The following is a 19,748-nucleotide window of genomic DNA, read 5'->3' as shown; positions in this document are numbered from 1 at the left end:
ATGTTTTTTGTGCGAAAGCGAAGCGGCAACAACAACAACAACAACAACAACAACAACAACACGACGTTGGTCACTCAGGCATTTTCATAGGATGTGAAGCTCTTAAGCCAGAGTTCCTCTTTTTCAGCAGATATTTGTAACTGCCGTTTCACTTACGTTACATAAAACACTTGCTGAAAGAAGTTAATCTTTAACCAATTCATAAATTTTTATATTGACCATATATTTTTATTATTTTTTTTAAGAAAACTACTTGACGTTAGTAACAAAGGCTTGTATTATTTAACTTGTCCTTAAAATAAATGCGGAAGTAGTTCAGTGGTAGAACACCACCTTGCCAAGGTGGGGGTCGCGAGTTCGAACCTCGTCTTCCGCTCCATAATATTAATGGCGGCCTAGCTCAGCTGGCTAGAGCGTACGGTTCATACCCGTAAGGTCGGGGGTTCGATCCCCTCGGCCGCCACCATAGTAGGCCCCTTGGTCAAGTGGTTAAGACACCGCCCTTTCACGGCGGTAACACGGGTTCGAATCCCGTAGGGGTCATCTCAAATAGGCGTCTCAGAATTGTTCTGAGGCGCCTATTTTTTTGCACAATCAATGATGCCTCGGCATCATTGCGTTCAGAATGAATCGGCTTTGTGCTAAGGCCTGCAGATGTTTTCTGTGCGAAAGCGTAGCGGCAACACAGCACCGATGCAGGTCAGTTAGCCGTTATCGCATGGATGCGATGGTTTTAGGCTAACATCCCCTAAGAACCCCTTTCCAATTCCGTGACATCCTCCAGAGGCTTTAGGCCAACAGGTGTTTTTTGCGTGAAAGAGTAGTGCTAACGCAGCGGCAGCAAAAGGGTTTTATTTGCGCGAAAGCGACGCAGCAGCGGCGGATGTTTGGACACCCACTGAAAAGTGACTTGAAACCGCATTCATCTCATCACCTATAGAGACTGGGGACTTCTGTACCTGTCGCTACGCTTTCGGTACAAAAGACATTTGATGAAAGAAGTTAAAAAAGATATGGCTATAACCTTTCCAGTTATAAAATTTATGTACTAGGAAACGTCATATGTACTTATGTTTTTTACTGTCTACAAAAAATATGGCATACTAATAATGAAAAGAACGAATTAACTAGGAGGTTTATTTCCTTTGGGTTCATTAACAAAAGCTGCTTTAATTTGCGGAAGTGGCTCTATGATTATTCTCGTATCCATTCTTATTAATTTACCTTTTGCTGTACAAATATTTTTGCTTATCACTGGACTAGCCGTTAGTGTATATGGTGTGTTTTTACTTGTCAAAATGGTTGTTAACCCAGTAGAAAAGACTTCAGAAAAACCTGCTGAACAAATACCTGCGCCAGCTCCTAAAAAGAAAAAAAGACCAACATCCACGTTGTAGGGATTTAATGTATCCCTACTAGAAAAGTTATAATGACGTATGGCTAGAGTATATTTTGAGATAGCCTTTTTATGAAGTTTTGAGGATTATATTATTTAACTATCAAAAAAGGGATTAGCTTTAATAAAAGCTAATCCCAACTCTATTTCATACACTTTTTCTACGATTAAAACAGTCAGCAAACTACCCTCTTCTTGCGCCGCGACCACCGCGTTTTGACTCTGTAGCACGTTTAAGTGTTGCTAGACGCTCATCACTATCTTTTAAGAAACGTGCCATTTTTTGTTCAAAATTCTCTTTTGGTTGATGACGCTCGTTGCGATCATTAGAACGATTATCGCGACGAGGACGTGCTGGACGCTCTGGACGCTCTGGTCTCTCAGCTTGAGGCTTTGCTTTACGGATTGAAAGACCAATCTTTCCGTCCGCTTCAACATTCATCACTTTTACTTCAACTTCATCTCCAACTTTTAGATGCTCATTGATATCTTTTACATAATTGTCAGCAACTTCACTGATGTGTACTAAGCCTGTTTTGCCATCTGGCAGCTCAACGAATGCTCCAAAATTTGTGATTCCTGTTACTTTACCTTGTACCTTGCTGCCTACTTCAATTGACATAAAAAAAATGCTCCTCCTTAAAAATTAAGCGACTCATTTGAGCCATGTAATCAATTTAATCAAACTTTTTACTGCAATAAGTTTCTCTTTTCATTATATATAACAAAAAAAGAGTGTCAACAATACATAGCTTTTCAGTCGTCTTTTTTATCTTTCTTTTCTGGTATGACTTCTTTTTTATCCTTTTTTTCTGGTATATCGCCTTTATTTTCTTTCTCTTCCGGTATAATGAAAATAATTTCACCTTTTTCAGATAGGAAATAATCTTTGCGTAATAGCTTCGCGATATATTCATCATCTTCTAATTGTTTAATTTTAAGATTTAATGAATCTTGCTCTTCCTTCATTTCAGTTAGATGCTGATTCGCTTCGTCCTTTTTTTTCTCTTTTACAGCTAGTGTTTTGTTTTGTTGAAAAAGTATATTTATGAGAGCTGCGATAATAACGACTGGCACAATCGTAAAAAAGACAATACGTCGTAGTTTTCTTTTCAGTAATTGTTTTTTACGATTTATAGCTCTATCCGTGTTACGGACATAGTCATTATCAAGTTTAGTAAAGTTTTTTTGGTCATCATTTGATGAATGACGTCTAGACATGCCCGCACCTCCGAAAATTATTGTTGTCTTTTATTATACTTGATAAATCGGACTTTTTTTAAAAAAGTGTAGGACAAATACGAATAAATTTTGACAAAAGGTCTTAAAATAAAAGCTCCTATATTCATTAATATCTGTAAAATTTGTCGAATGATAGCAATTATTAATTGTACGACAAACCAGAAGGGTCTCCATATTATATTCACCAAAACTTTTGCGATGAAACGTAAAAATGTTTGAAAAAATGTTTGATACAAAAAAATTCCGGCAATTTGCGCTAGCGGGTCATAAGCCCGCCAAGCGCCATCCTTCAGCCAAAATAATAAATAGTATGTCAGCCCTCCCAGTAGAATCCAAGTGAGTAATTCAAATACCATCATCCACCTTCGAAGGCTTGACCTTTTTGGAGTCGAAAAAACAATAAGCCTTACACTATCAATTATGAACCCAACTGCTATACCGCTCAAAACCATGACTAATAGTTGAACAAATTGTTCACTAACAATCATCCAAACAGCTTATGAAGGAAACCTTTCGAGAAGCCACTTTCCTCCTCGTCATACTGTAAGGTTTTCACAGTTCCTTCAAGTGTCAATAACCCTTTATCAACATCTAAATGAACGATATGCAGTTCCTCTCCACGGATTAACAAATGCCCTTGGGACGTCTTGATAAAAAACTCTTCCTGATCAAAGCGTTCAATTGATTTTACAGAAGTCATGTCCATTCTTTTACGATTACGAATCGTTAAAATATGTTCTCCAGATGGAATTGTGTAACGGTTACTTTCTTGATGTAGCGTCATTTTCTTCCTCCTTTAGTCGTCCTAGCTTCTGTTCACTTTATGCGGACAACCTTAAAAGCATGACAACTTTATTAAAGTTGCTAAACTTTTACCATTCATTCGCATTTTTGTAGCTATATGCAGTAACAACTTTTGAGGACTTCAAAAGAGGACGAGACAAACATATAAGTCCGTATTACTTAGTCTTCATCATCAATAAATTCAGGTTCAATTTTTTCAAGACGCTCTTCTTTCAAAATAGTGAACATTTTTGCTGCATCTTCTTTTTTCACAGTATCACGTAATTCCTCTACACGTGCTGTCACAATTTTTTGTCCAAAACGAATGGCTAGCTCATCGCCAGCTTTAACAGCACTACTAGCTTTTGCTACCTTACCGTTAATCGTAATACGGCCTTGGTCTGCCACTTCTTTCGCTAATGTACGACGTTTAATTAAACGCGATACCTTTAAAAATTTATCTAATCGCATATTTTTACTCCTTTTCTAACTGCTTTGCTTCATTCCAGAAAGCATCTAATTGTTCTAATGTATAATCAGAAAACGGTTTTCCGCTTTCCTTTACCTTTGCTTCCACATAGCCAAAACGGCTCGCGAACTTCTCATTCGCATGTAACATAGCCTCTTCCGGAGATAGCTTGTAGAAACGTGCTAAATTCACAAGTGTAAACAAGACATCTCCAAATTCATCAAGACGTGACGCACTTGTACCTTTCGTCACCTCATTACGAAATTCCTGCCATTCCTCCGCAAACTTGTCCCATGCACCATCCACATCAGGCCAATCAAATCCTACCGTTGCAGCTCTTTTTTGATAATTATATGCTGTTTGTAAAGCTGAGGACGCTCGGTATTCCTCTTCCAATAGCGGCTTCTCACTTTTACCCTTTTCTTCTGCTTTTATAGCTTCCCAATTGGCTACAACACCTTCTGCATCTTCTACCGATACATCACCAAATACATGCGGGTGTCGACGAATCATTTTTTCACTGATTGAAGCTAAAACATCTTCCAATGTAAAGTAGCCTTGATCTTCTCCAATTTGTGCATGAAGGAATACTTGTAATAACACATCTCCAAGCTCCTCAATCATTGCAAAGTCATCCTCTGCATCTACAGCTGCCAAATATTCATGTGCCTCTTCTAATAAATATTTTTTCAATGATTCATGCGTTTGCTTTTGATCCCACGGACAGCCATCTGGCCCTCTTAAAGTAGCAATAATTTGACGGAAAGTGGTCCAGTCTCGTAATGCCCCCTCTTGTGATTTCACAGGCGGCACATATACCGTTGTTAAATTGTTCACCTCAACGCTTTGATCGAGCTCATAAAGTGGTACTGTTACTAACTTTTCCTGTGCTGATCCCGCTGCCGTAACTACAGTAACAGGGTATTCATCATCATATTTCTCCATCAACGTTAGCTTTACTTCTGATGCACTGAATGTATCATATACTTGGGCTATTAAAATATGTTGACGCATGTTAATGTCATGCATAGAAAAGTTAGTGCCATCTAGCAATTGAAAGCCTTCAATCGGGTCGATTTTCAACGCGCCAAATATTGGATCTAAGAAGCTTTGCCCACCTTCAATGATTAAATTTACCTTTCCCTCATCCGCCGCTGCAATAAGCAACTGTACAGTCTGCTCCGCAACAAGTGGATGTCCTGGTACAGCGTACATTACATCTTCCATTAATGCCGCAGCCACAAGTTTTTCTGCAATTTCCTCATACACAGGCTGGAATGAATTATGTTCTTCATAGACTGCATCAAAGCTTTCAAATTGTAAGCCTTCTGCTGATAATTCATCTAATACTGGATGATCCACTGTACGAACATATAATTTTCTAGCCGCTTTTATTTTTTTATAGACACCCATTTGCAGTTGATCAAAATCACCCGCACCTAAGCCAATAACTGTTAATGTATTCAATCCATCCACCTACTTCTTCCGATTTAACCATAATTGATAAACAGCCATTCTGCGCCCAAACGGCAGTAAGTACCACTCTTTTTCAGCCAGTACTCGTAACTTAGCGATTACTGTAATCATTACAAATGCACCTAAACATACGGCTGTAGAACCTGCTATCACTGCGACAAATCGGGGTGATAAAAATTGGTTTAACAACTCTGGCACAAACTGTAACCAAACTAATACTACAATTGCCATGCTGAGTGAAGCAATTCCAACTTTTTTGTAAAAATCGGCTGGCGCTAATTGAATTGCCGTCATTTTCTTCAAATAGAAAGCAAGCATCAGTGCTGTAAATAATAGACCCACATTATTAGCAATGGCCGCACCTAATACTCCGAAGAAACTAACTATCAGCACATTTAATATTATTTTTAATATAAAACCTATAATTAAAAATAACGCTGGCTTTTTTAATTTTCCATAACCTTGCAGAATAGCTGTAAATGTCAAAATAATCGACAAAGGAACAATTTGTAACACATATACCATAAGCACTTCTGATAGTGCATCTGTTTTAAAAAGCATTGCATTAATATAAGGCATAACGAGTATTAAACCTAGAGATGCTGCCCATCCAAATAATACAGACGCTCTATACGTTAGCTGTATAAACGGAATTGCACTACGCCCATCCTGTTTTTTAGACATATGTGCAATAAGAGGCACAATAGCAAGCGAAAGAGAAGAAGCAATGACAACTCCAAGCTGTACCAATGGCTGCCCGCGGTCATAAATACCTTTTGTTTCCTTAGCTACCGTCTGATCCATACCACCTTCGATTAATAGTGAATAAATAGTAAAGGAATCCACTAGCTGATAGCCTAGTAACAATAGACCACTCATGCTCACACTTAAGCTTAGTAACGTTACCTCTTTAATAACGGAAAAACTTTCGACACGTTGCTGTAGTTTTTGATCTTTCAATAGGCCAAAACGTTTTTTAAAGATAAACGCCAGTAATAAAAAGCCTACAATTTCGCCAATTACCGTACCTATAATGGCCATTTGCCCTGCGCTATATAGTGACTTTGTCGTCGTCATAATAATAAATGTACCTGCTAAAATGACAAATACTCTCACAGCTTGTTCAAGGACTTGTGCATAAGCAATCGGCTCCATAATACCTCTTGATTGAAAGCCACCCTTCAAAATAGCGAGAGCTGGCATGACAAGCACTATAAATGAACCAGTCCGTATTAAAGGTGCTAGCTCAGTATCGCCCATGAGCTGTGCAAGTATTTCAGCACCACCAAATAAAACACAAAAAAACAACAACGATAGTAATGTTAAATAGCGAAAAACAATACGTATAATACCGCTACGTTTCCGATTTCGCTCCAACGGGTCTAAAATACAATCATTATCTGCTAGCATTTTAGAAATGGCTACTGCAAAGCCGCTAGATGTCCACACAACAAAAATGGATATTATTGGATAAACCTGCTGGTAAATATAAAAACCTTCATCACCAACAAGATTTTGAAAAGGCACACGATAAATTGCACTAAGAACCTTCACAATAAGAGCAGCAATTGTAAGTAATGCCGCGCCCTTCATGTAGCTTTTCATGCCAAAACGTTCCGACATAAATTGCCCTCTTTCCTTCTATAACAATGCCAATAGTATAGCATATCTCAAAAGTTTGACGCGCCCGATTGCACCATCATAAATATTCTGTATACAACTATGTACAAAAAAAGTTATTGTTCAGCCTAAAAGGTCAGCGCAATAACTTTAAATTTTCATTAACTATTCATTTGTTTCGCTAAGAAGTTAGCAGCTGTTTCTGCGACTTTTACTTCAACCTCACCAACAAAATGCACTTTAGACAAAACGATAATACAGCCGATTGGATCACCATTTACCATAATAGGCGTTGCACAATATGACTTCACTTGCTCATATTGTCCAGGGACAATCTCAATAGTTGTTTCCATTTTTTCTATTTTTGTTGAACGCTCATCCATAAAACTTTCCGCAAAGGATGTAATACGACGATTAATGTACTCTTTCTTACCGATTCCTGAAACAGCAATTACTTCATCTCGGTCGGTTACAAATGCTGGAGTACCTAACGTTTCATATAATGTTTCTACATATTCTCTCGCAAATTCTCCCAAATCATTAATTGGAGAATATTTCTTTAAAATGACTTCACCTTCACGGTCTGTATAAATTTCTAGCGGGTCACCTTCACGAATACGTAGCGTCCTACGAATTTCTTTTGGAATAACCACACGCCCTAAATCATCAATACGACGAACAATTCCTGTTGCCTTCATTCTTAATGCCTCGCTTTCGCTACAATGAAATTTTTATTCAACAATAGTATGGTTTTTTATGAAGCAATCTATGCAAAAACTGAAGAAAAAGGATTTCACAGCCAACTTTATTTTTCAAAAAGGTTTTGGAAAGCCTAAGCCATTGCTCTAAATGCTTCTAACATGTAGAATTTTAACTTCAATCAACTTATCTTAGATTAACCACAGAACAAATTTCTATAAATGATTTATGAAAAAATTTAGTGAACCATAATAATCAATTCGACTTTGACGTTTCAACGCTTGTCATTTTATGCTTAGCCAAATAAAAAAGCTGATCATTACCCACGTGAGGTAAGATCAGCTTTTCATCTATTGTTGTTTTTTTGCATTAGCAATAATTTGCATCATTTCTTCTAAAATATCAAAGGGTTGGTATTTTCCACATTTTCGTTCATCGATCGTAAATTTCAATTGCATACCATCCATACCAAAACCGACAGCACGTTCAAATTTCATGGATTCCTCAACAATTTTACCGCCATCAACTCGCGCTGTACCTTCTGCAGACAGCAATAGTGTGACAATCTTTTGCTTTTCTTTCACAGATAATACCCCTGCATCTAATCCCCATACCTTCATACGTGCAATTCGCAGTAAGCGTTCTGTTTCAATCGGAAGATCACCGAAGCGATCCGCTAATTCCTCCATGATTTCGCTATATTCTTCCACATGATCCATTGCTTTAATACGTTTATACATTTGAATTTTTTGATAGCCGTCAGGAATGTATGCATCTGGGATATATGCATCAACACTCAATAGAATTTCTATGTCTGGCTTTTCTTCTTTTTTCACACCTGTTTGACGCTCGGCAATTGCTTCTTCTAGCATTTGTGAATATAAATCAAAACCGACAGAATCAATAAAGCCATGCTGTTGGGCCCCAAGCAAGTTACCAGCTCCACGAATGGATAAGTCACGCATAGCAATTTTAAAACCTGATCCCAACTCTGTAAATTCTTTAATCGCCTGTAATCGTTGCTCAGCCACATCTGTAAGAACTTTATCACGTTGATACATAAAGTACGCATATGCCACCCTATTAGAACGCCCTACACGACCACGCAATTGATAAAGCTGCGCTAAGCCCATTCGATCAGCATCATGGACAATCAATGTGTTCACATTTGGTATATCCACACCGGTCTCGATAATGGTTGTCGTTACTAGCACATCATAGTCACCTTCTAAAAAGGCTAATATTACAGATTCTAATTCGGATTCCGTCATTTTCCCATGTGCATGCCCTATACGTGCTTCTGGAACAAGCAGTTGAATCTCCTCGACTTTTCGAGCCATATCCTCTACACGATTGTATAAATAGAATACTTGGCCTCCACGTGCCATTTCTCTCTCAATGGCTTCACGCACTAATGCACCACTATGCTCCATTACATACGTTTGCACTGGGAAACGGTTGGCTGGTGGAGTTTCAATAACCGATAAATCACGAACACCTACCATCGACATATGCAACGTTCTTGGAATTGGAGTAGCTGTGAGCGTTAATACATCGACATTGGTTTTTAGTTGTTTAATTTTTTCCTTATGTGTAACGCCAAAACGTTGCTCTTCATCAACAATGAGCAGTCCTAAGTCTTGGAATGTTAGATCCTTAGATAAAATTCGGTGTGTTCCAACGACAATATCAACTTGTCCTTCTTTTAAACCTTTTAATGTCGCTGTTTGTTCTTTTTTTGTACGGAAACGAGACAAGAGACCTACGTTTATAGCGAAGTCTTGGAATCGTTCACGAATAGTTTCATAGTGCTGCTGCGCTAAAATTGTTGTTGGAACTAGGAAAGCGACCTGTTTACCATCTTGAATTGCTTTAAATGCGGCACGAATTGCTACCTCTGTTTTACCATAGCCTACGTCACCACATACGAGGCGATCCATAGGGCGTTCACGTTCCATATCACGTTTTACTTCAACAATTGAACGTAGCTGATCTTCTGTCTCCTCATACGGGAATGAAGCCTCGAAATTACGCTGATCATCGTTGTCAAACGCAAATGCATGGCCCTTCTCTGCTTCACGCTTCGCATAAAGTTTAATTAAATCATCAGCAATATCTTGTACAGCAGACGATACCTTTGCTTTGGCTTTTTTCCACTCTGCTCCACCTAATTTATGTAGCTTCGGTTCACGTTCTTCAGATGCCACATATTTTTGAATTAAATCGATTTGCTCTACTGGTACATATAATTTATCATCTGCACGATATCGAATGTGTAAGTAATCCTTATGTGTACCATTTACCTCTAATGTCTCTACACCAATATATTTCCCAATACCATGATGTACATGTACAACATAATCACCCGGTTTAATTTCTGTATAGCTTTTAATACGTTCGGCATTCGTCATTTTTTGAGGACGTGCTTTTTTCTTCGCCTGTTGTTTGAATAATTCATCCTCTGTCACGATCGCTAAACGTTGTAATGGCAATTCAAAGCCACTAGACAGTGAACCATCCACAATATAAATACCCGGCTCTGTTGGATCACCGATTGTCGTATGAATATCATATTCCTCAAGCATTTCCTGTACACGTTTAACACGTTCTTTATCCCTAGTAACGATAAGTACAGTAAATTTACCAAGTAGCCAGCGTTCAACCTCACTTTGTAATAAAGACATTTGACCATGAAATTGCTGCATTGGCTTACAAGAAAAGTTTGTCGTCTTATTAAATGTTACACCTGCAAATGTCCGTGAAAATAATGAGAAATATAATTTTTGCTGTGACAGCATTGCTAATATTTCTTTTAAAGAGAAGGCAGGCTTTACATCATGCACCATTTTTCCTTCTTCAATTAACGATAAAAACCATTCATCCTCTTCACGTTCCCAGGCTTCCATAACCTCCTGAATACGGCCAAGCTCATCAAATAGCACAATCCCATCATGTGCAAAATAGTCACCTAAGTAAGCAGTTTTCTCATACAATAACGAACCATATTTGTTTACGTAGTCTGGTAAATTCCCCTGCTGTAACAACTCAATATCATATTGTATATGCTGATAAAGTAACTCCTTTGTCTCTTGTTTTTTGACTTTCTTTAAGCTTGTCGCTAACGCCGCTTCTAAACGACTTGCCAACGCGACTCTTTCTTTCTTCGTCAAAATAACTTCAGACGCTGGTAGGATGCGAACTTTTTGCAATTTATCAATGGAACGTTGATCATCCGCTGAAAATGTTCGAATAGAGTCTACTTCCGTATCAAACAACTCAATACGAATAGGTGACTCTAAATACGGTGGATAAATATCTAGTATGCCACCACGTAACGCAAATTCGCCAGGTGTCGTCACCATTGAATTACGTACGTAACCCATCTCTACTAATGTTTGTAGCCATTCTTCAGTCTGAATTTCCTCGCCTACTGCTGTTTGTAAAAAATATTGTAGCCAATGCTCTTTAGGCTGCATCATTTTGCGTAAGCCCGCAACTGGTATCACATACACAGCTTTTTCACCTCTAGCTAGGTGATCGAGTGTCGCGATTCGCTCTGCACGTAACTCTGGAGAGGCTACAGACAAGTCTGCGGCAATAAACTCATCCGCAGGATAATAATGAACATGCTCCTCACCTAAAAGTCCCACAAGCTCGTCAGCCATTTTTTGAGCTTGCAATAGATTAGGAGATACAATATAGATTGGTTTTTTAACATATTCAAATAACACATCGACCATTACCGGACGTGCGCTTCCTGTTAATCCTGTAATAAGTTGTGATGCAGTATGACCGCTCTGAATCTCCTGTAAAAATGATGTGATATGTTTGTCCTGCGACACAAGCTGTCGTAAAACTTCCACAGTCAAAAGCTCCTTTCAGCGCGTAATTCTATTCGTCATATTACTACGAATCTAGTACTATAATACGCATCTTTATTGTCCATTTTTTAAACGGAAAAAGCTTTGAACGCACGAAAGTGCGCCAAAGCATCCTTCCAATTATTGAATCCATTTATTGAGTGCGTGATAATCTGGATATTGTTTCAGCGAATCCTCACATTGCTCACAAATGCAGTGCACCGTCGTTTGTCCATGTTGATCTTTCTCAACATAATCATCCGCTTCTCCCATTTCGAAAATATGCAGTTTTCGAATTGTATCATCTGCATCAAATGGTAGTGTCCCTATTTCTACTTCACAATGTCGACATCGATAGCGAACTGACATCTCCAAATCATCCTCCTTTAAGCAACTTTCTACTTAAAGTATAGACATTTCTAAAAAGGATTATGCACTTTCCAATTCTCACTCAGCTTAAATGTCATAGTTACTATGCCTTCAGAAAAGAGAATAATTTTTGCATTGTGTTGAAGACTACGCTATACAGTTTAGTTGGCCGTAGTCGCAAGCTACCGATCGCAATATCCACAATAAGCTTTAACTCTTTATATATTTATTTACTACTGTTAAAGTGATTCATCACATCAAGAAATGGTTCTGAAAGAGATGCTTCTATAGCATTTACACACTTTTCAATAGCGTCCCCAACAATAGCTTGGTCTTCTTTTGAAAATTTAGATAACACGTAATCTGCTACCTTCATGCCAGTTGGCGGGCGATTAACCCCAACACGGATGCGATTAAATTCTTGCGTGCCTAAATGCTGAATTAATGATTTAATACCATTATGTCCACCTGCACTACCTTTTTGACGCAGACGTAATTTACCTGTTTCTAAATCTAAATCGTCATAGATAACAATTAAATCTTCCACATCAATATCAAAATAGTCCATAAGGGGACCAACACATTCCCCTGATAAATTCATATATGTTAAAGGTTTAACAAGTAGAACCTTTCCTTCAGGACGATGTACTGTTGCATACATGCCGTTAAACTTTGAATTAGTTAAAGGTGTACCCCATTTTTCAGCTATAGCATCAATAACATCAAAGCCAATATTATGTCTTGTATGTTCATAAGGTTTACCCGGATTCCCTAAACCGACGATAATTTTCATAAGTACCTCTCTTCTTTCAAATCTAATAGTCATTATTTTACCATACCGTGTGCCAAGAAAGCATTTCGTACATTTCTTGAATGGAAAAAATTCAAAAATACAAAAGCTCTGATTAACTAAGAAAAGTATAGGTTCTTTTCAAAAGCTATAGTTGAGAATCCACTAAAAAACAGATAGGTCTCAAATAAAGTATCGTTCTCCTTTGTTAATCTTTTAATTATATGAGGTATATGGATTTCCATAAAACACAAAAGGGCTGTTAAAGAAGTATAGCCTTCTTTAACAGCCTTTCCTGATTATCTATTTTTACTCTTATTCAGTACGATCTGCTCCTTCAACTACTACAGCTGGAGCCATCATCGTTGCTAATATGCGCTCATCTTCACTAACAATCTCAAAATCTATTGTTTCCCGAATATTTGCTACGGTAATGGACTCACCAATTAAGAGTTTAGTAATATCCACTTCAATTACTTCAGGCATATCAGTTGGTTTTACTTTAATTTTCAACTCTAAGTTAGGCTGCATCAAAATACCACCCTCACTTACGCCAACTGAATCTCCGACAAGTTTAATAGGCACATCAGCTTCTAATGCTTCAGACATATTAATTGCAAAAAAGTCTATATGATTTACTTCATCTCTCAAAGAGCTTTGTTGTATTTCTGACACAACAACATTCACTTTTTTTCCGTCCAAATCCATTGGAAATACACTGTTTTGTCCATTTTTTAAAATAGATTTTCTGAATTCCTTCGCTGAAATAGAAATTGGGGTTGAATCTAAATTATAGCCGTAAATAACCGCAGGAATGGCTCCCCCTTTTCTAAGTTGGGTTAATGTCGAACGATGCCCAGCTTCGCGCTTTTTAACACTTAATACTGTACTCATATCTATACTTCCCCTTCCAAGAAAAATTATTTACGCCTTACGATTAATGTCACTATCACTTTTTAAAATATAATGACATATGTTGAAGGCTATAATAATATTTACCTCTATTTCGGCTCATCACCATAACGTGGGGTTGATCTTCGTTCCGACTGGGCGCTTTCCTGGGGGCGTCGGGATAACAAGTGTTTTCTGTGCGGAAGCGTAGTGCTAACTTAGCAGCAGCAAAAGGTTTTTATCTGCGCGAAAGCGAAGCGGCAGCGGCAACAGCACCAATGTTGGTCACGAAGGCGTTATCTCAAGATGTGATGCACTTAGTCTTCGTTCCTCTATCGCTAACCCCCCAAGGAGTCGCCCAGTCTCCACTCCAATCAACTTTTTCATATAAAATATGTTTTAACAAAATGTATCCCCATCTTTAGGTGATAAACCTCTATTTTTTTAAAGTAGTGTAAATATTATTAAGTCACATTTACTATATACTCTTTTATAAGAAAATTCACACAAAAACACATATAAAAAGGACAAATCTACTTTTCAACGTAGATTTGTCCTTTTTTGCCATATATTACTGCACTTGCAATATCTTTATTTATATTAATCAAATAGAGTACTTACAGATTTGTTTTCATAAACACGAGAGATTGCATCTGCCATTAATTTAGCTACCGAAAGCTCTGTAATTTTTGGAGATTTTTTCTCTTCAGGAAGCTGGATTGTATTTGTTACAACTAATTCTTTAATTGAAGAGTTTTCGATACGCTCGATTGCTGGACCTGATAATACTGGGTGAGAACAGCAAGCATAAACTTCTTTCGCACCAGCAGCACGTAATGCATCCGCGCCGATTGTAATCGTTCCTGCAGTGTCAATAATATCATCAATCAAGATTGCCACTTTACCATCAACATTACCAACAATGTTCATTACCTCTGCAACGTTTGGTTTTGGACGACGTTTGTCAATAATTGCAATAGGTGCTTTTAAACGTTCTGCCATTTTACGAGCACGTGTTACACCACCATGGTCTGGAGAAACAACAACGATTTCTTCTTCTGGGATACCTTTTGATTTGAAGTAATCAGATAATAAAGGTACTGCCATCAAATGGTCGATTAAAATATCGAAGAAGCCTTGGATTTGTGGTGCATGTAAATCTAAAACGATAACACGTGTTGCACCAGCAGTTTCAAGTAAGTTTGCTACTAATTTAGCTGTAATTGGCTCGCGTGCTTTTGCTTTGCGGTCTTGACGAGCATAACCATAGTAAGGCATTACAACGTTTACTGTACGAGCAGATGCGCGTTTTACAGCATCTACCATAATTAAAAGCTCCATTAAATGTTCGTTTACAGGTGCAGAAGTAGACTGCACGATAAACACATCACAACCACGAATACTTTCTTCAATGCTAATTTGAACCTCTCCATCGCTGAAGTGCTTAACAGAAGATTTACCTAATTCAACACCCATTTCTTGCGCAATTTCTTGAGCAAGTGGATTATTTGAATTAAGAGAAAATATTTTTAATTGTGAGTTTGCATAATGATACGGCATGATGGCCTCCTGTTTAGTTGATAATTATTTTGAATTTAGTTTGCTTACATAATTCGGTTTGTTTTCTTGTCTTGCACGAGCAATTGCAAGTGCATCCTCAGGAACTTCTTTTGTAATTGTAGATCCTGCTGCAATAAATGAACCTTTTCCAACTTTCACTGGCGCTACTAAGTTAGTGTTACATCCTACAAATACATCATCTTCAATAATTGTTTGGAACTTGTTTTTCCCATCATAGTTTACTGTAATGGAACCACAGCCAATATTGACATTACTTCCGATTTCAGCATCACCTATATAGCTTAAGTGTGATACTTTCGTGTCATTACCCAGTTTACTTTTCTTCACTTCTACAAAGTTACCAATCTTCACATGACTACCAATGTCAGAAAGTGGTCGAATATGCGCAAACGGTCCAATAGCTGTGTCTTCCGCTACAGCGCTTTCACGCACAACAGAAGAATGCACAGTTGTTCGGTCACCGATTCGGCTATCCATGATTTGTGTGTTTGGTCCGATTATACAATCTTCGCCAATAACAGTCGCACCTTCAATCATTGAGCCTGGCTGAATGACAGTATCTCTACCAATCACTGCGTCTGCGCTAATATACGTTGTCTCTGGATTAATGATTGTCACACCGTTACGCATATGTTTTTCATTAATTCTTGCACGCATTAGCCCTTCTGCTTGTGATAAAGCCACACGATCATTAACACCGAGTGTTTCTTCAAAGTCTTCTGTTACATATGCTTCCACGACATCGCCTTGTTTTTGTAAAATTTCAATCACATCAGGTAAATAAAACTCACCCTGTGCGTTGTCGTTTTTCACAAGCTTTAATGTCTCAAATAACGCTTTATTATCAAAGCAGTACGTGCCCGTATTAATTTCTTTAACTAATTGTTGCTCTGCTGAAGCATCCTTTTGTTCAACAATTTGCTCCACCTGTCCATTGTCGCCACGTAAAATACGACCATAGCCTGTTGGGTTTTCAGCAATCGCTGTTAAAATAGTAGCCTTAGCATTCTTTGCTTGATGATGCTCGAACAAAGCTTGCATCGTTTCAGGACGAATAAGTGGCGTATCACCACAAACAACTAATGTTGTACCTTCTTCGCTACCTAAAATTTCCTCAGCCTGTTGTACAGCATGAGCTGTCCCTAACTGTTCAGCCTGTAAAACATATTCGCTTTTATCTCCAAGCTGTTGTTTTACCTTTTCTGCACCATGTCCTACAACCGTTACGATGCGATTCGCATCTAACGTTTGAATGTGATCCACCACATGTTGTACCATCGGTTTCCCACATACTGGATGGAGCACTTTATATAATTTGGACTTCATACGTGTACCTTGACCTGCAGCCAAAATGACAGCAAAAATGTTGCTCATCTGTAAGTCCTCCAATACGCTCATTTTCTCTTATGACTATATAGCAAAATCCATCTATTTTCAAGGTGTGTAGACTTGACAAAAAGATGAATTTCCAAATCAAATGCACCTTATGCTCGAATGTTAATATGTATTTCCTAAAACTGCTCTATTTCTCTTATTCACAAAATAAAAAGAACTCTCCAATCAAGAAGAGCTCTAATTATACACTATAACCAAATGTATACTAAAATTTGAATAGATTGGATTATTACCCTAGCATGGGGTTGATTTTCAGTCCCAACCTAGGCTCCGATGAGTCGCCCAGCATCCAATCAACTTATATACAAGGCATAGGTTTTATCAAATTTCATCTCCAACTTTTGAAGATGAGCCAATAGCTTTTTACATGAACACTTATTTCTTTTGTAACTATACGCCAATTCCTTCTAATTCTTCTGTTTTCTCGGCTTCTTCTGTTTCGCTTGAATTATGGTACTCGTTTAAAATAATCTCCTGAATTTTATTGCGAGTCGTTGAATTAATAGGATGCGCAATATCTCTAAATTCACCGTCTGGCGTTCGTTTACTTGGCATAGCAACAAACAAACCAGTATTCCCATCGATTACACGAATATCGTGAACCACAAACTCATTGTCGAGTGTAATGGAAGCAATCGCACGCATGCGACCATCCGTCTGTACACGACGTAATCTTACATCAGTAACTTCCATTTTCTCACCACCTCTCATCTTAGATGCCTAAATAAAAATCTAATATTCTTTATTACCGAATATTTTCCTTTTTCTAGTCTATCAAATTTTCTAAAAAATTTGAATACTCATTAGTATAATATTTCATCTAAATTACGGAAATTTTGACAATTGTTTGTCAGCTGCTCTGACACTTAAAAAAAAAGCCCACTAAAAGAGCTAATCACTTCTCTTCTAGCGGGATTAAAAAATTTCTTATTTAACGATGGCAATAACTTCAATTTCTACTTTTACATCCTTCGGTAGACGTGCAACCTCTACTGCTGAACGAGCTGGTTTATGATCGCCAAAGTGACTAGCATATACTTCATTCATTGCAACAAAGTCGTTCATGTCCTTCATAAAAACAGTTGTTTTCACAACATTGTCTAAAGAAGTTCCAGCAGCTTCTAAAACTGCTTTCAAATTAGCAAATACTTGATTTGTTTGAACTGTGATGTCGCCTTCTACTAATTCGCCAGCTGCTGTTAATGGAATTTGACCTGAGCTATAAAACATGCCGTTTACAATAATACCTTGTGAATATGGTCCGATTGCTGCTGGTGCATTTGTTGTTGCTACTACTTTCATTTGTCATTTCCCCTTTTTAGAAAAATAGTTACCTTCACTTAATGCAATTGTACGGTCCTTTTCATTGACCTCATGAAGCTTCACTAGTGAATAATAATCATCTACTAACGTCTCATCTGCATGCTCAGCCTCTACAAGTACTGCAATACCTGCCAACTGACAGTCAAATTCCTCTAATAGATTTTTCATGCCGTTCATTGTACCACCGACCTTCATAAAGTCGTCAGTAATAAGCACCCTTTGTCCACTCTTCATACTTCTTTTTGATAATACCATTGTCTGAATTCTTCTGGAAGAACCAGATACATAGTTGATGCTGACTGTAGAGCCTTCCGTTACCTTACTATCTCTTCTAACAACAACAACTGGTACATTTAAATGTCTTGCAATAGCGTGGGCAATAGAAATCCCTTTTGTCGCCACAGTCATTATGACGTCAATCTGCTGGTCAGCATAAGCTGATGCAAAAACCTTTCCAACTCGATTAATTAAATCTGGATTGCCGAGTAAGTCCGTCATAAATAAATAACCGCCTGGTAACAAACGATCTGAATGCTCAAGCTCCGCCTTTAAATCCTGAATAACTAAACGGACCTCAGCCTCGGACATTTTAGGAATATACTTAACTCCCCCAGCAGCGCCCGGTACTGTTATCAATAACCCGATTCCTTTTTCTTCGAAAGTTTCTTTTACAATCGTTAAATCTTCACTAATAGAAGACTTTGCAGATTGATATAGTTCTGAAAAATAAGTTAGCGGGATCAACTGATGTGGATGCTCTAGTAAATAGTACGTCATATCAACTAGTCGTTCACTACGTTTCCATTTCATGCGACCCTCTCCTAAACACGAATATTTATAGGTAAAATTAACATAAATTTGCGTTTTTAAGCAAGTGTATTTCGCTCGCCTAAAATTCGGACAGCATATACTTCTTCACAAAAACCACGTAAACCATTGTAAATGCGGCTTACACGAGCTTCACTATCCACTAAACCAAACACAGTTGGACCGCTTCCACTCATTAATGTTGCATCTGCCCCAAAGCGCTTCATCTGTTCCTTTAACATTACTACTTCTGGATGAAGTTTAAATGTTACAGTTTCTAAAACGTTTCCTAATGATGCACAGAGTAACTCATAATTTGTTGTTTCAATAGCATGAATCATTTGTTTCGTATTTGGATGTGCTAATCCTTCAACCTTTAGTCCACCATACACTTCAGCAGTAGAGACACCTATTTTTGGCTTAGCTAAGACTACCCAACAGTTTGGTGGTGCAGGTAATTCCTGAATTATTTCTCCACGGCCTGTTGCTAATGCCGTGCCACCATAGACACAAAAAGAAACATCTGAACCAATTTTAGCACCTAATTCAGCTAACTCGTCTATAGATAGCCCTAAATTCCACAACTCATTTAAACCTTTTAGTGTAGCAGCCGCATCGCTACTTCCACCTGCTAGCCCTGCTGCAATTGGTATTTCTTTTTCTATAGTAATGGATACACCTTGTCCAATGCCGTATGTATCTTTAACTAGACGCGCTGCCTGATAAGCAAAATTACGGTGATCATTTGGCACAAAATTATCAGTCGAAATTATTTCAATTACGCCATCTTCGCGAGATTCCAGACTAATACGATCAGCTAAATCGACAGTCGTCATGACCATCTCTACTTCGTGATAATTATCTGGTCTTTTATAAAGTACATCTAATGTTAAATTTATTTTTGCAGGCGCCTTTACATAAAGCATCTTTCTTCCTCCTTAGTATAAACAGCCGTTCATCTTTCACAAAGATTATTCATTTTATTTTACCATAACGGGAAAGCGAAAACGGAAAAAAAGAACCGTATACCCCTGTTTGGTGTAACGG

Annotated in this window: 19 protein-coding genes and 3 tRNA genes; 4 read left to right on the top strand and 18 right to left on the bottom strand. The window is 38.0% G+C overall.

The annotated features are described in order from the left end of the window. The first annotated feature begins 304 nt into the window (after positions 1-304). The 4 genes from BFJ97_RS21145 to BFJ97_RS21130 all read left to right on the top strand — a co-directional run bounded on the left by BFJ97_RS21145 (position 305) and on the right by BFJ97_RS21130 (position 1,397). Positions 305-379, top strand: a tRNA-Gly gene (locus BFJ97_RS21145). 10 nt (positions 380-389) lie between these two features. Continuing rightward, a tRNA-Met gene (locus tag BFJ97_RS21140) sits at positions 390-466 on the top strand. Between the two features lie 5 nt (positions 467-471). After that, a tRNA-Glu gene (locus tag BFJ97_RS21135) sits at positions 472-543 on the top strand. Positions 544-1,145: 602 nt separating this feature from the next. Further along, on the top strand, positions 1,146-1,397 hold the full coding sequence (locus BFJ97_RS21130; protein WP_068986598.1) for a hypothetical protein: 252 nt from the start codon (positions 1,146-1,148) through the stop codon (positions 1,395-1,397). Between the two features lie 183 nt (positions 1,398-1,580). Here BFJ97_RS21130 and BFJ97_RS21125 read toward each other — a convergent pair whose 3' ends face one another. The 18 genes from BFJ97_RS21125 to ispE all read right to left on the bottom strand — a co-directional run bounded on the left by BFJ97_RS21125 (position 1,581) and on the right by ispE (position 19,627). Next, positions 1,581-2,018: a S1 domain-containing RNA-binding protein gene (locus BFJ97_RS21125; protein ID WP_048395331.1), complete on the bottom strand. Its 438-nt coding sequence runs from the start codon at positions 2,016-2,018 to the stop codon at positions 1,581-1,583. Between the two features lie 134 nt (positions 2,019-2,152). Next, positions 2,153-2,617 carry an FtsB family cell division protein gene (locus BFJ97_RS21120; protein ID WP_068986597.1) on the bottom strand — a complete coding sequence of 155 codons (465 nt, stop codon included), beginning with the start codon at positions 2,615-2,617 and terminating at the stop codon, positions 2,153-2,155. Between the two features lie 17 nt (positions 2,618-2,634). Continuing rightward, on the bottom strand, positions 2,635-3,126 hold the full coding sequence (gene yabQ / locus BFJ97_RS21115; RefSeq protein WP_068986596.1) for a spore cortex biosynthesis protein YabQ: 492 nt from the start codon (positions 3,124-3,126) through the stop codon (positions 2,635-2,637). Next, positions 3,123-3,422, bottom strand: coding sequence for a sporulation protein YabP (gene yabP / locus BFJ97_RS21110; RefSeq protein ID WP_004229167.1), 300 nt, complete (start codon positions 3,420-3,422; stop codon positions 3,123-3,125). The genes yabQ and yabP overlap by 4 nt, the downstream gene beginning before the upstream one ends. 179 nt (positions 3,423-3,601) lie before the next feature. After that, complete coding sequence (locus BFJ97_RS21105) at positions 3,602-3,892, bottom strand: RNA-binding S4 domain-containing protein (protein ID WP_068986595.1); 291 nt, start codon at positions 3,890-3,892, stop codon at positions 3,602-3,604. 4 nt (positions 3,893-3,896) lie between these two features. Next, complete coding sequence (mazG, locus tag BFJ97_RS21100) at positions 3,897-5,357, bottom strand: nucleoside triphosphate pyrophosphohydrolase (protein ID WP_068986594.1); 1,461 nt, start codon at positions 5,355-5,357, stop codon at positions 3,897-3,899. A 9-nt stretch (positions 5,358-5,366) separates the two neighbouring features. Continuing rightward, complete coding sequence (locus tag BFJ97_RS21095; protein WP_068986593.1) at positions 5,367-6,989, bottom strand: putative polysaccharide biosynthesis protein; 1,623 nt, start codon at positions 6,987-6,989, stop codon at positions 5,367-5,369. A 158-nt stretch (positions 6,990-7,147) separates the two neighbouring features. Beyond that, a complete protein-coding gene (gene spoVT / locus BFJ97_RS21090) occupies positions 7,148-7,684 on the bottom strand; it encodes a stage V sporulation protein T (RefSeq protein WP_068986592.1) in 537 nt (178 codons plus the stop codon). A gap of 351 nt (positions 7,685-8,035) precedes the next feature. After that, positions 8,036-11,548 carry a transcription-repair coupling factor gene (mfd, locus tag BFJ97_RS21085; protein WP_068986591.1) on the bottom strand — a complete coding sequence of 1,171 codons (3,513 nt, stop codon included), beginning with the start codon at positions 11,546-11,548 and terminating at the stop codon, positions 8,036-8,038. A gap of 138 nt (positions 11,549-11,686) precedes the next feature. Beyond that, positions 11,687-11,914, bottom strand: coding sequence for an anti-sigma-F factor Fin (locus tag BFJ97_RS21080; RefSeq protein ID WP_010857031.1), 228 nt, complete (start codon positions 11,912-11,914; stop codon positions 11,687-11,689). Positions 11,915-12,140: 226 nt separating this feature from the next. After that, a complete protein-coding gene (gene pth / locus BFJ97_RS21075) occupies positions 12,141-12,707 on the bottom strand; it encodes an aminoacyl-tRNA hydrolase (protein ID WP_068986590.1) in 567 nt (188 codons plus the stop codon). Positions 12,708-13,019: 312 nt separating this feature from the next. After that, positions 13,020-13,598: a 50S ribosomal protein L25/general stress protein Ctc gene (locus BFJ97_RS21070; protein ID WP_068986589.1), complete on the bottom strand. Its 579-nt coding sequence runs from the start codon at positions 13,596-13,598 to the stop codon at positions 13,020-13,022. A gap of 597 nt (positions 13,599-14,195) precedes the next feature. Then, entirely contained in the window at positions 14,196-15,155 is a 960-nt protein-coding gene (locus BFJ97_RS21060) for a ribose-phosphate diphosphokinase (protein ID WP_049667363.1), read from the bottom strand. A 24-nt stretch (positions 15,156-15,179) separates the two neighbouring features. After that, entirely contained in the window at positions 15,180-16,550 is a 1,371-nt protein-coding gene (glmU, locus tag BFJ97_RS21055; protein ID WP_068986587.1) for a bifunctional UDP-N-acetylglucosamine diphosphorylase/glucosamine-1-phosphate N-acetyltransferase GlmU, read from the bottom strand. A 411-nt stretch (positions 16,551-16,961) separates the two neighbouring features. Next, positions 16,962-17,264, bottom strand: coding sequence for a septation regulator SpoVG (gene spoVG, locus BFJ97_RS21050; RefSeq protein WP_068986586.1), 303 nt, complete (start codon positions 17,262-17,264; stop codon positions 16,962-16,964). A gap of 234 nt (positions 17,265-17,498) precedes the next feature. Then, positions 17,499-17,873 carry a RidA family protein gene (locus tag BFJ97_RS21045; RefSeq protein ID WP_068986585.1) on the bottom strand — a complete coding sequence of 125 codons (375 nt, stop codon included), beginning with the start codon at positions 17,871-17,873 and terminating at the stop codon, positions 17,499-17,501. Positions 17,874-17,876: 3 nt separating this feature from the next. Next, on the bottom strand, positions 17,877-18,704 hold the full coding sequence (gene purR / locus BFJ97_RS21040; protein WP_068986584.1) for a pur operon repressor: 828 nt from the start codon (positions 18,702-18,704) through the stop codon (positions 17,877-17,879). 56 nt (positions 18,705-18,760) lie between these two features. Next, positions 18,761-19,627: a 4-(cytidine 5'-diphospho)-2-C-methyl-D-erythritol kinase gene (gene ispE, locus BFJ97_RS21035; protein ID WP_068986583.1), complete on the bottom strand. Its 867-nt coding sequence runs from the start codon at positions 19,625-19,627 to the stop codon at positions 18,761-18,763. Between the last annotated feature and the right edge of the window lie 121 nt (positions 19,628-19,748).

This window comes from Lysinibacillus xylanilyticus, assembly GCF_001708185.1.
GTDB lineage: Bacteria > Bacillota > Bacilli > Bacillales_A > Planococcaceae > Lysinibacillus > Lysinibacillus xylanilyticus_A.
This window is presented reverse-complemented; position numbering and strand designations above follow the sequence as displayed.